At 62.5% G+C, this 11,519-nt stretch carries 9 protein-coding genes and 3 pseudogenes; 5 read left to right on the forward strand and 7 right to left on the reverse strand.

Annotation, left to right across the window (positions count from 1 at the left end; all coding sequences use genetic code 11):
- Positions 1–97: 97 nt before the first annotated feature.
- The 3 genes and pseudogenes from LVD08_RS28255 to LVD08_RS12735 all read right to left on the reverse strand — a co-directional run bounded on the left by LVD08_RS28255 (position 98) and on the right by LVD08_RS12735 (position 3,296).
- Positions 98–919 carry a methyl-accepting chemotaxis protein gene (locus LVD08_RS28255; RefSeq protein ID WP_446739755.1) on the reverse strand — a complete coding sequence of 274 codons (822 nt, stop codon included), beginning with the start codon at positions 917–919 and terminating at the stop codon, positions 98–100.
- An 84-nt stretch (positions 920–1,003) separates the two neighbouring features.
- Positions 1,004–1,780: pseudogene (locus LVD08_RS28260) on the reverse strand (cache domain-containing protein); the annotation flags it as partial.
- Between the two features lie 196 nt (positions 1,781–1,976).
- Positions 1,977–3,296, reverse strand: coding sequence for a Na+/H+ antiporter family protein (locus tag LVD08_RS12735; RefSeq protein ID WP_115990270.1), 1,320 nt, complete (start codon positions 3,294–3,296; stop codon positions 1,977–1,979).
- 770 nt (positions 3,297–4,066) lie between these two features.
- Between LVD08_RS12735 and LVD08_RS28265 the strand changes: the two are divergent.
- A pseudogene (locus LVD08_RS28265) lies at positions 4,067–5,035 on the forward strand (HAMP domain-containing protein); the annotation flags it as partial.
- Positions 5,036–5,299: 264 nt separating this feature from the next.
- Positions 5,300–5,893: pseudogene (locus LVD08_RS28270) on the forward strand (methyl-accepting chemotaxis protein); the annotation flags it as partial.
- A 123-nt stretch (positions 5,894–6,016) separates the two neighbouring features.
- Here LVD08_RS28270 and LVD08_RS12745 read toward each other — a convergent pair.
- From LVD08_RS12745 to LVD08_RS12760, 4 genes are read right to left on the reverse strand one after another with little or no spacing between them, the layout of a single operon-like run.
- Positions 6,017–7,330, reverse strand: a complete 1,314-nt coding sequence (locus tag LVD08_RS12745) for a sensor histidine kinase (RefSeq protein WP_098968034.1) — start codon at positions 7,328–7,330, stop codon at positions 6,017–6,019.
- The gene (locus tag LVD08_RS12750) at positions 7,327–7,995 is read right to left on the reverse strand and encodes a response regulator transcription factor (RefSeq protein ID WP_003223514.1); all 669 of its coding nucleotides are present in this window, start codon (positions 7,993–7,995) and stop codon (positions 7,327–7,329) included. The genes LVD08_RS12745 and LVD08_RS12750 overlap by 4 nt, the downstream gene beginning before the upstream one ends.
- A gap of 3 nt (positions 7,996–7,998) precedes the next feature.
- The gene (locus LVD08_RS12755) at positions 7,999–8,310 is read right to left on the reverse strand and encodes a PepSY domain-containing protein (RefSeq protein ID WP_027613999.1); all 312 of its coding nucleotides are present in this window, start codon (positions 8,308–8,310) and stop codon (positions 7,999–8,001) included.
- Positions 8,310–8,618 carry a PepSY domain-containing protein gene (locus LVD08_RS12760; protein ID WP_027614000.1) on the reverse strand — a complete coding sequence of 103 codons (309 nt, stop codon included), beginning with the start codon at positions 8,616–8,618 and terminating at the stop codon, positions 8,310–8,312. The genes LVD08_RS12755 and LVD08_RS12760 overlap by 1 nt, the downstream gene beginning before the upstream one ends.
- 245 nt (positions 8,619–8,863) lie before the next feature.
- Here LVD08_RS12760 and LVD08_RS12765 point away from each other — a divergent pair, with 245 nt between their 5' ends.
- The 3 genes from LVD08_RS12765 (at position 8,864) to LVD08_RS12775 (ending at position 11,410) form a co-directional block, all read left to right on the forward strand.
- Complete coding sequence (locus LVD08_RS12765; RefSeq protein WP_247268301.1) at positions 8,864–9,943, forward strand: patatin-like phospholipase family protein; 1,080 nt, start codon at positions 8,864–8,866, stop codon at positions 9,941–9,943.
- A gap of 95 nt (positions 9,944–10,038) precedes the next feature.
- On the forward strand, positions 10,039–10,395 hold the full coding sequence (gene queD, locus LVD08_RS12770) for a 6-carboxytetrahydropterin synthase QueD (protein ID WP_007915588.1): 357 nt from the start codon (positions 10,039–10,041) through the stop codon (positions 10,393–10,395).
- Positions 10,396–10,597: 202 nt separating this feature from the next.
- Positions 10,598–11,410: an alpha/beta fold hydrolase gene (locus LVD08_RS12775; RefSeq protein WP_247268302.1), complete on the forward strand. Its 813-nt coding sequence runs from the start codon at positions 10,598–10,600 to the stop codon at positions 11,408–11,410.
- The last annotated feature ends 109 nt before the right edge of the window (positions 11,411–11,519 follow it).

Below are 11,519 nucleotides of genomic sequence, written 5' to 3' on the forward strand. Positions count from 1 at the left end.
GCTTGCTCGCGTAGCCGGTGTGGCAGGTACAAGAATACTGACTGACATGACGCCTTCGCGAGCAAGCCCGCTCCCACAATGAGGTTTTACAGACTTTTTAAATGCGGAACTGGCCCACCAGCTTGCCCAACCGCTGCCCAAGCTCTGCCAGACTGCGCGAAGTCTGCGCCCCCAGTTGCGTCTCGTCCGCCACGCTGTCCACCGCCACCGCGATCTGATGCACGCTGCGGTTGATCTCTTCGGCCACTGCCGTTTGTTCCTCGGCAGCACTGGCGATCTGCGCGTTCATCGAGTTGATCGTCGCGATCAGGTCAGCCATGGCATCCAGCGACGCCCCGGCCTGATTGGCCTGCGCCGAAGTGCCATCGCCCGCTTCACTGGAACGGCGCATCGCCTCGACCGCCGACTGGGTACCCGCTTGCAGGCGATCGATCATACCCTGAATTTCCTGGGTGCTGATCTGCGTGCGGCTGGCCAGTGCCCGCACTTCGTCCGCCACCACCGCAAAACCGCGCCCGGCCTCCCCGGCGCGCGCCGCTTCAATCGCGGCGTTGAGTGCCAGCAGATTGGTCTGCTCGGCAATCGAACGAATCACCCCGAGCACGCCGACAATCGACGACACGTCCTGCTGCAGGCTGTCGAGCGACACGCCGCTGCTGCGAATGTCATCCACCAGCACATGAATCTGTTTGATGCTGCCGGCCACCACGCGTTTGGCGCTCTGGCCTTCTTCGTCGGTCTGCTGCGCGGCGACCGCGGCGTTCTGCGCGCTCTTGGCGACTTCCTGAGCGGCGGCGGACATCTCGTTGATCGCCGTGGCGACCTGATCGGTCTCGTGGCGCTGACGCTCCATGGCCTGATCGGAACGCTGAGCCTGATCGGAAACCTGGGTCACCAAGCCGGTGAGTTGCGTGGTCATCTCGGTGATCTGCCGCACCAGACCGTGGATCTTGTCGACGAAGCGATTGAACGAGCCGGCCAGTTCGCCGAGTTCGTCCTGGCTGGTGATGTTCAACCGGCGCGTGAGATCGCCCTCGCCCGCCGCGATGTCGTCGAGATTGGCTTTCATCAGGTTCAGCGGCCGCAGAATGGTGTTGGCCAGCAGCATCCCCGCGATGGCAATCACCAACAGCACCAGCACCGCAACGCCGACGATACTGAGGATCACGCCTTGCATGCGCTCCTGCACTTGCGCCTCGACCACTGCCACTTGCGCTTCAATGCCGTCGAGGTTGACCGAGGTACCGACCGCCATGTCCCACTTCGCCAGGTACTCGGTGTAGCCGAGTTTCGGCACCAGCACGTTGGCATTGCCCGGCAGCGGCGAGCTGTATTGCAGATAGTGAGTGCCGTCCTTCGCTACTTTCACCAGGCCGAGGTTGACGTAGACGCCGTTGGGGTCGCGGTTGTCCTTGAAACTTTTGCCCACGCCTTCGGGGTCATTGGCCTTGAACAGGCGCACGGTTTCGGAGTCGTAGCCGAAGAAATAGCCGTCCTTGCCGTAGCGGATGCCCGACAGCAATTTGATCGCCTGCGCCCGCGCCGCGTTATCCCCGGGGGCGGCCGCGTCGTACAGCGGTTTGATCGTGGTCATCGCCACGGCGACGTAACTTTGCAGCGTGGCCTTGGCGTCGGCGAGCAGGCGCTCGCGGGTCTGCTCGACCTCGGTGTGCGCCTGTTGCTGGAGGATGAACAGCGTGGTCAGGCTGATGACCAGCGCAAAGAGCAGCACCGGCAGGACGGCAAGGGACAGGACTTTGGCCTTGAGACTCAAGCGCATTGGGGGGCTCACTCTTTTGGTTTTATTGGCGTGGTTAAAGGCGTTAACGGCACGCGCAAGCAAAAGTTGAGCGGGGGATTCACCGCATTCCCCTGTGGGAGCGGGCTTGCTCGCGAAGGCGTCGTGTCAGTCAACATTTATGTTTCTGATACACCGCTTTCGCGAGCAAGCCCGCTCCCACAGAGGATTGGCGGGTTTAGAGAACCATCGCCGCCACCCAGCCGAACGCCAGCAGCGGCAGGTTGTAGTGCAGGAAGGTCGGAACCACGGTGTCCCAGATGTGGTGATGCTGGCCATCGACGTTCAGACCCGAGGTCGGGCCCAGCGTCGAGTCCGAGGCCGGCGAGCCGGTATCGCCCAATGCACCGGCGGTGCCGACGATGCACACGATGGCCATCGGGCTGAAGCCCAGTTGCACGCACAGCGGCACGAAAATCGCCGCCAGAATCGGTACCGTGGAGAACGACGAGCCGATACCGATGGTCACCATCAGGCCCACCAGCAGCATCAACAGCGCACCGATTGCTTGGCTGTGATCGATCCACGCCGCCGCGCTTTCCACCAGCGAGCGCACTTCGCCGGTAGCCTTGAGCACTTCGGCGAAACCCGAGGCGGAGATCATGATGAAGCCGATCATCGCCATCATCTTCATGCCTTCGGTGAACAGGTCGTCGGTCTCACGCCACTTGACGATGCCCGAGGCCGAGAAGATCAGGAACCCGGCCAGTGCGCCGATAATCATCGAATCCAGCAGCAACTGAATGATGAACGCGGCGGCAATCGCCAGACCAGCAATGCCAATGGTCTTCGGGTTGTAGGCGACGCTGACTTGCTCGACCTGCTCGATTTTCTCCAGATCGTAAACACGCTTTTTCCGATAGCTGAAAAACACCGCCAGCAACAGGCCGAAGACCATGCCCAGGGCCGGAATCGCCATGGCGTGCATGACGTTGATCTGGCTGATATCGACCCCGGCCTTGCTGACGTTGGCCAGCAGGATCTGGTTGAGGAAGATGTTGCCGAAACCCACCGGGAACACCATGTACGGGGTGATCAGGCCGAAGGTCATGACGCAGGCAATCAACCGGCGATCCAGCTGCAACTTGGTCAGTACATAGAGCAGCGGCGGCACCAGCAGCGGGATGAACGCAATGTGGATCGGCAGGATGTTCTGCGAGGCAATCGCCACCACCCACAGCAGGCCGATCAGCAGCCACTTGACGCTGCCGCCGCCGGTCGAATGCTGACGATCGACCATCGCCAGGGCCTTGTCGGCCAGCGCATGGGCCAGGCCGGACTTGGCAATCGCCACGGCGAAAGCGCCGAGCAATGCGTAGGACAACGCCACCGTCGCCCCGCCACCCAGGCCGCTGTTGAACGCCTTGAGCGTGGCGTCGATGCCCAGACCACCGGTCAGGCCACCGACCAGCGCACCGACGATCAGGGCGATCACCACGTGCACGCGGGACAGGCTGAGGATCAGCATGACGCCGACCGCAGCAATCACTGCATTCATTTCACTACCTCAAAAACACTGCGATGAAATATCACCGCCAGACAGGATGAGTCCGCCAACGGTTAACCGGCGGATTTGCAAAGAGGGTCTTATTAGAAGGGCGCGCACTGTGCCGCAGAGTGGCGGCGGTGTCAAAGCGAGCGGCTGAACTGAAATGTAACTGCCAATGCACAACCCGGTGATGCGCAGGAGATCCCTGTGGCGAGGGAGCTTGCTCCCGCTCGGCTGCGCAGCAGTCGCAAACCCGGTAGACGCGTTATGCCTGAATGACCGCATCAGCAGGATTTGGGGGCGCTACGCACCCCAGCGGGAGCAAGCTCCCTCGCCACAGGGGGCTAAACGTCACTCAACTGCGGCAATTGGTCATATTGCGCTTGAACAATAAAGAAAGCCGAAACGCGGCCGTTACAGTGCAAAGTCTCAGATATTTATCGAATAAGGACGTCGCCATGTCGCTCAGACAACTTTCCATTCAATGGAAAATCACCCTGCTCGCCGGCCTGTGCCTGGCGGGCATCGTGACCCTGCTGGTGGGTCTTTCGCTGTATCGCATGGAGCACAGCTCCGAGCTGGTGAAGGCTTCGAGCATGGAGATGCTGACCGAGTCGGCCCAGGCGCGCATTGAGTCGCAGGGTGAGGTGCAGGCTGCCGGGATTCGCCAGCAGTTCATGGACGCCTATCAATATGGCCACGGCTTCTCGCGGCAGGTGCTGTTCCTGCGCGAACAGGCCGAGAAGCGCTTCCTCGATGCCTTCGACCTGCGCGAAGACATGGCCCGTCAGGTCAAGTCCGCGCTGCAAGCCAACCCGGATCTGCTCGGTCTGTCGCTGGTGTTCGAAGCCAACGCCTTGGATGGCAAGGATGAACTGTTCGCCGGTCAGGCCGAACTGGGCAGCAACGACAAGGGCCGCTTCGCCCTGTACTGGTCGCAGCCGACTCCCGGCAAAGTCACCTCGATGGCCCTGCCGGAAAGCGACATGACCGACACCAGCACCGGCCCCAGCGGCCAGGCCGCCAACGCCTGGTTCACCTGCCCGCGCACCACGCTCAAGCCGTGCGTGATCGAACCGTACTTCTATGTGATCGACGGTCAGAACGTGCTGATGACCAGCATCGTCTTCCCGCTGATGGTCAACGGCAAAGTCATCGCCTCGCTGTCGGTGGACATCAATCTCAACAGCCTGCAGGCGATCAGCCAGGGCGCGAGCAAAAAACTCTACGACGGCCAGACCGCCGTGAGCATCATCAGCCCCACCGGCCTGCTCGCCGGTTACAGCCCGGATGCGAGCAAACTGAGCAAGCGCCTGGATGCCGTGGACACCGTCAGCGGCGCCGAACTGCTGCGTCAACTCGCCACCAGCAGCAGCGTCAGCAGCCTGCACAGCAACGGCCAGTTGAAAGTGCTGTCGCCGTTCCAGCCGATCCCCGGCGGCCCGTCGTGGGCCGTGTTGCTCGACGTGCCGGAAAAGGTGCTGGTCAGCCGCGCCGAAGCGCTCAAGCAGCAACTGGATGCGAGCAACAACTCCGGCACCCTGATCGAGCTGAGCCTCGGCGTGCTGGCGGCATTGGTCGGCCTGCTGCTGGTGTGGCTGATGGCGCGCAGCGTGACCAAACCGATCCTCGGCGTGGCCCACATGCTCGAAGACATTGCCAGCGGCGAAGGCGATCTGACTCGACGCCTGGCGTATGACAAGCAGGATGAACTCGGTCAGTTGGCCGGCTGGTTCAACAAGTTTCTCGACAAGCTGCAGCCGATCATCGCCGAAGTGAAACGCTCGGTGCAGGACGCGCGCAACACCGCCGACCAGTCCTCGGCCATCGCCACCCAGACCAGCGCCGGCATGGAGCAGCAATACCGCCAGGTCGATCAGGTCGCCACTGCCTCCCACGAAATGAGCGCCACCGCGCAGGACGTTGCACGCAGCGCCGCGCAAGCCGCCGAAGCGGCCAAGGACGCCGACCGCGCCACCCGTCAGGGCCTGACCGTGATCGACCGCACCACCGCGAGCATCGACACCCTCGCCGCCGACATGAGCGCGGCGATGGTTCAGGTCGAAGGGTTGGCTGCCAACAGCGAGAAGATCGGCACCGTGCTGGAAACCATCCGCGCCATCGCCGAACAGACCAACCTGTTGGCGCTCAACGCGGCGATCGAAGCAGCGCGTGCCGGTGAAGCCGGGCGCGGTTTTGCCGTGGTCGCCGACGAAGTGCGCAACCTCGCCCGCCGCACGCAGGAGTCGGTGGAAGAAACCCGTCAGGTCATCGAGCAACTGCAGACCGGTACCCAGGATGTGGTGGGGTCGATGGGCAACAGCCATCGTCAGGCGCAGGGCAGTGTCGAGCAGGTCGGGCAAGCGGTGACCGCACTGCGCCAGATCGGCGATGCAGTGACGGTGATCAGCGACATGAACCTGCAGATCGCCAGCGCGGCGGAAGAACAGAGCGCGGTGGCCGAGGAGATCAACAACAACGTCGCGACCATTCGTGACGTGACCGAATCGCTGTCCGGACAGGCCAATGAGTCGGCGCGGGTGAGCCAGTCGCTGAACAGCCTGGCGAATCAGCAGCAGAGTCTGATGGATCAGTTCCGGGTCTGAAAACCATCACCGTCCCTGTAGGAGTGAGCCTGCTCGCGATAGCGGTTTGTCAGACACATTGATTCGAATGTATCGGCGCAATCGCGAGCAGGCTCACTCCTACAGTTCTTTGGCAGGCCGGGATCAGCGTTTAGGCAACTCGATCACCACCTTCAGCCCGCCCCACTCACTCTCGCCCAACACCAGCAACCCGCCCCACGTCTCGACGATATCGCGCACGATCCCCAGCCCCAGGCCATGCCCGTCAGTCTGCTCATCGAGCCGCGTGCCACGGCTGAACACCTGAGTGCGTTGCTCCTCAGGAATTCCCGGCCCGTCATCTTCAACGCTCAGGGCGTAACCGTCAGTACGTTCGATCACACTCAGACGCACCTCGGCGTCCGCCCATTTGCAGGCGTTGTCGAGCAGGTTGCCGAGCAGTTCCAGCAAGTCCTCGCGGTCCCACGGCAGTTGCAGCCCCGGCGGCGCGACGTAACTCAACGCCAGATGCTCGCCGTGGATCATGTTCAGCGTTGCCAGCAATCCCGGCAGTTCCGCATCGCAATCAAACAGCGCACCGGGCAGCGCATCACCGGACAACCGCGCGCGATTAAGCTCGCGATTGAGCCGCTGTTGCACCTGCTCCAACTGTTCCTTGAGGATCTTGCGCAGCTCCGGGTGGGCATCGAGTTTTTCGCTCGACGCCAGACTCAAAAGCACCGCCAACGGCGTTTTCAGCGCATGCCCCAGATTGCCCAGCGCATTGCGTGAACGCTTGAGGCTGTCCTCGGTGTGCGCGAGCAAATGGTTGATCTGCGCCACCAGCGGCTCCAGCTCCACCGGCACCTGATCGTCCAGTTGCGAGCGCTGGCCCTGCTGCAACTGGGCGATCTGCTCGCGCGCCCGCTCCAGCGGCTTCAACGCGCGGCGCACCGTCAGCCGTTGCAGCAGCAGAATCAGCAGCAAACCGGCCAGGCCCAGCCCGAGGCCGATCTGGCGCATGCGCTGGAAACTCTCGCGCACCGGGGTGTAATCCTGGGCGACGCTGATCGAGATCGACTGCCCCAGACGTCGATAGTCCGAGCGCAATACCAGCAACTGCTGACCGTCCGGCCCCAGTTGCAGGTTGCTGTGCAAACCCGGGTGCTCCAGCAGCGGCAGATCCTGATCCCACAGCGAACGCGAGCGCCAGTGGCTGTCGGCAAAATCGATGCGGAAGTAATGCCCGGAAAACGGTCGCTGATAGGCCGGTGACAGATGCCGCTCATCCAGTTGCAAACCTTGCGGGCCACGCACCAGCGCGACCAGCAGGCTTTCGCTGTCGTTGCGCAGACCGGCTTCGAGATAACGCTGCAAACCAACTTCGAACAACCACAGGCTGGTTTGCGCCAGCACCAGGCCGACGATCACCATCACGCTGATCAATCCCAGGCTCAAACGGCGCTGGATCGACCTCACGAAGCTTGCCCGCCGAACAGGTAACCCTGGCCGCGACGGGTTTCGATCACCGCTTTACCCAGCTTGCGCCGTAGGTGGTTGACGTGAACTTCGAGGACGTTGGAATCACGCTCGGTCTCGCCGTCATAAAGGTGCTCGGCGAGGTGGGTTTTCGACAGGATCTGTTCCGGGTGCAGCATGAAATAACGCAGCAGACGGAATTCAGCGGCGGTAAGCTGAATCTCGCTGCCGTCGCGGATCACGCACTGGCGACCTTCATCCAGATGCAGGCCGGCCGCCTTGAGCGTCGGCTGATTGGCCTGGCCCTTGGAGCGACGCAGCAACGACTGCACCCGCAAGTGCAGCTCTTCGGGATGGAACGGTTTGGTCAGGTAATCGTCGGCGCCGGCCTTCAGGCCTTCGATGCGCTCGGCCCAGGAATCGCGGGCGGTGAGGATCAGCACCGGGGTCGACAAGCCACCGGCACGCCACTGCGCCAGCACCTCCAGCCCGGGAACGCCGGGCAGGCCGAGGTCGAGAATGATCAGGTCATAGGGCTCGCTGCTGCCCTGATAGACCGCATCGCGTCCGTCCGCCAGCCAGTCCACCGCGTAGCCTTGGCGCTGCAGGCCGGCGATCAGTTCGTCGGCGAGCGGCACGTGGTCTTCCACCAGAAGCAAACGCATCGGTCAATCTTCCTTGTCTTTGAGTAATTGGCCGGTATCGGCTTTCAGGTGCAGCTCGCGCGCCACGCCCTCGACCGTCAGCAGCTCGACTTCATAAACATAGACGTCGTGCTTTTCCTCCAGCTCGACCTCCAGCAGTTTGGCCCCCGGATAGCGATCCAGCGCCTGTTGCAGCACCTGCTCCAGCGGCAGGATCACGCCCTGCTGACGCAGCTTCAGCGCTTCGTCCTGATCGAGGTCGCGGGCCATCGCCGCCGAGCAAACAATCACAAGCGCCAACGCCGTGCGGCTGGTGGCGCGAACATTAACCTTCATTACGTATCCTGATGATCCTTGAGAACCTGCCCAGTGACCGCGTCTAATTCCAGATCCCACTCCAGCCCTTGCGGATCACGCATTTCGACCTGGTAGACATACTTGCCGTACTCCTCTTCCAGCTCGGTTTCGGTGATGGTCGAGCCCGGGTGTCTGGCCAGCGCCGTGGCGTTGAGCTTCTCGAAGGAGACGATAGTACCAGCGTCGCGCAGGCGCAGGGCTTCATCGGGGCCAAGATCGCGGGCGTGGGCGAGGCTGGCGGTCAGGCCGATGATCGAGGCAATGGACAGGGCAGTCAGGGTTTTCATGGGTGTCTCCGTATTTTTATGTGCAGCTACGGTGGGCACCATAGCGGTGCGAACTTAACTGAAACTGAATTGCCATCATTGCCCCAGAGCAACCCGTTTCCCCTGTAGGAGTGAGCCTGCTCGCGATTGCGATGTGTCATTGAGCATTGATATGTCTGATACACCGCTATCGCGAGCAGGCTCACTCCTACAGTGTTTTGTAACATGTGCTTATAATTGTTCGCTTGCTAACGATCGAGACCGGTATGACCGCCATCCACATCAAGTTCCCCGCCCTCACCCTCAAGGCCGGCCCACGGGCCATGGCGCGCATTCGTGCCCAAGGCCTGAACGCCGCTGACGTCGGCACCCTGCCCGGTGCGGCCGGCGGGCCGAAGGCATTGGGGATTCAGGGGCTTGATCTGGCGTTGTTCGGCGAATGGCTGCCGAGCGCGCCGCGAGAACGCTCGCTGATCGGCGCGTCGGTCGGTTCCTGGCGCTTCGCCAGCGCCTGCCTGCCGGACGCCGCTGAAGGCATCCGCCGCCTGGGCCAGTTGTACGCCGAGCAGAATTTCAACAAAGGCGTGACCATGGCCGAGATTAGCCAGAGCTCGCAGCGCATGCTCAATGACCTGCTCGACGGCCGCGACGCCAGCATCCTCAACAACGCCGATTACCGCCTGAACATCATGGTGGTGAAAAGCCACGGACGCCTGGCCGACGATCATCGTGGCCGCCTCGGTCTGGCACTGGGTTCGGTGATCGCCGATAACCTGCGCGGTCGCGCGCGGCTGTCGCGGCACTTCGAACGCCTGATCATTCACGACCCGCGCCTCGCCCCGCCGGTGAATGCGCTGAATGACTTTCCGTCGCGCTTCGTCGCCCTCAATGCCGGCAACCTGCGTCAGGCGCTGCTGGCCTCGGGGTCGATCCCGATGGTCATGGAAGGCGTGCGCGACCTGCCGGGCGCCGGTGCCGGCACGTTCCGCGACGGCGGCCTGCTCGACTATCACCTCGACCTGCCCTACAGCGGCGACGGCATCGTGCTCTATCCGCACTTCACCGACCGGGTGATTCCCGGCTGGTTCGACAAGACCCTGCCGTGGCGCCGCGCCTCGGTGGAGCGCTTGCAGGACGTGTTGTTGCTGGCACCGTCGAAGGAATATCTGGCGCGCCTGCCCTACGGCAAACTGCCCGACCGTAACGACTTCAAGCGCTTCATGGGTGATGCGCCGAGCCGCCAAAAGTATTGGCACGCGGCGATGGACGAAAGCCGGCGACTGGGCGACGAGTTTCTCGAACTGGCTGCCAATGGTCGCCTCGCCGAACGCTTGCTGACCCTTTAGTCAGTGTTTTCCCGCATCGCCAAACACAAGCTGGTAAACTCGCCGCCTGCCCGAATCGCTGCGGCGAACGCCACCTGAACAGAGCCGAAAATACTGTGGAAATCTTCAAGGAATTTACTTTCGAATCCGCCCACCGCCTGCCGCACGTCCCGGACGGCCACAAGTGCGGACGCCTGCACGGTCACTCGTTCAAGGTGGCGCTGCATCTGAGCGGCGACCTCGATCCGCACACCGGCTGGATCCGCGACTTCTCCGAGATCAAGGCGATTTTCAAGCCGTTGTACGAGCGTCTGGACCACAACTACCTGAACGACATTCCCGGCCTGGAAAACCCGACCAGCGAAGTCCTGGCCAAATTCATCTGGAATGAAATGAAGCCGCTGCTGCCGGAACTCAGCGCGATCCGCATTCACGAGACCTGCACCAGCGGTTGCATCTATCGCGGTGAGTGATCCAACACAAATCCCCCTGTAGGAGTGAGCCTGCTCGCGATAGCGGTTTGTCAGACACATTGATTTCGGATGTGCCGACGCTATCGCGAGCAGGCTCACTCCTACAAAGGATCGGTGTTTGTCAGGAAAATAGAGAACAGCCTTCACGGCTGTTTTTTTATGCCTATGCTTTTTGGCTCAACCCCGCCAAGAGGACAGGCCGATGACAGACTGGCTGCTGGATCAGGTCTTCGATTTCAATGGGCATCCGGTGCGCCACGCCGTGCGCGGTGACGGCCCGCCACTGGTGTTCGTGCACGGCACGCCGTTCTCGTCTTACGTGTGGCACCGCATCGCGCCGCATTTCTTTGCCAGTCATCGGGTGCATTATTTCGACCTGCTGGGCTACGGACGCTCCGCACAACCGGACGCCGACGTTTCCCTCGGCGTACAGAATCAACTGCTCGCGCAGTTGCTCGATCACTGGAACATCCAGCGCCCGGACGTGGTCGCCCATGACTTCGGCGGCGCCACCGCGTTGCGCACGCATTTGCTCGATGGCAAGGACTACCGCAGCCTGACGCTGATCGATCCGGTGGCGCTGACGCCATGGGGTTCGCCGTTCGTGCAGCATGTGCGCCAGCATGAAACGGCGTTCAGCGGCCTGCCGGACTACATCCAGCGCGCTACCGTCCCGACCTACATTCGCGGGGCGATTCACCGCGACATCCCCGACGCTGAACTGGCGCCCTACGTGCAACCGTGGCTCGGCGATCCGGGGCAAGCGGCGTTCTATCGGCAGATCGCGCAGATGGACGAGCGCTACACCCGCGAGGCCGAACCGCTGTACCCGAGCATCCGCTGCCCGGTGCAGATTCTCTGGGGTGAAGCCGATCAGTGGATTCCCATCGAGCGGGGTCGGGCGTTGCACCAGATGATTCCGGGATCACAATTTCACCCAATCCTCAACGCCGGCCACCTCGTCCAGGAAGACGCCCCGGAAGCCATCGTCGCCGCCCTGCTGCGCTTCCTCTGACCCCCAACACAGTTCAAAACGGTGGGAGGGGGGGTGGTCGGGGGAGCGGCGCGTCCGGCACCCCCCCCCATAGCCGGCCCGGCGCCCTCCCGGGCACGCCCCCCCCCCC

The sequence above is a fragment of the Pseudomonas sp. YL2 genome, assembly GCF_023063025.1.
Taxonomy (GTDB): Bacteria; Pseudomonadota; Gammaproteobacteria; order Pseudomonadales; family Pseudomonadaceae; genus Aquipseudomonas; species Aquipseudomonas putida_A.

What these genes read in the sequence shown, in the direction of transcription:
- LVD08_RS28255 (WP_446739755.1), bottom strand. Translation starts at nt 919, where the DNA reads ATGACCACGCAACTCACCGGCTTGGTGACCCAGGTTTCCGATCAGGCT.
- LVD08_RS12735 (WP_115990270.1), bottom strand. Translation starts at nt 3,296, where the DNA reads ATGAATGCAGTGATTGCTGCGGTCGGCGTCATGCTGATCCTCAGCCTG.
- LVD08_RS12750 (WP_003223514.1), bottom strand. Translation starts at nt 7,995, where the DNA reads ATGCGTTTGCTTCTGGTGGAAGACCACGTGCCGCTCGCCGACGAACTG.
- LVD08_RS12755 (WP_027613999.1), bottom strand. Translation starts at nt 8,310, where the DNA reads ATGAAGGTTAATGTTCGCGCCACCAGCCGCACGGCGTTGGCGCTTGTG.
- LVD08_RS12760 (WP_027614000.1), bottom strand. Translation starts at nt 8,618, where the DNA reads ATGAAAACCCTGACTGCCCTGTCCATTGCCTCGATCATCGGCCTGACC.
- LVD08_RS12765 (WP_247268301.1), top strand. Translation starts at nt 8,864, where the DNA reads ATGACCGCCATCCACATCAAGTTCCCCGCCCTCACCCTCAAGGCCGGC.
- LVD08_RS12775 (WP_247268302.1), top strand. Translation starts at nt 10,598, where the DNA reads ATGACAGACTGGCTGCTGGATCAGGTCTTCGATTTCAATGGGCATCCG.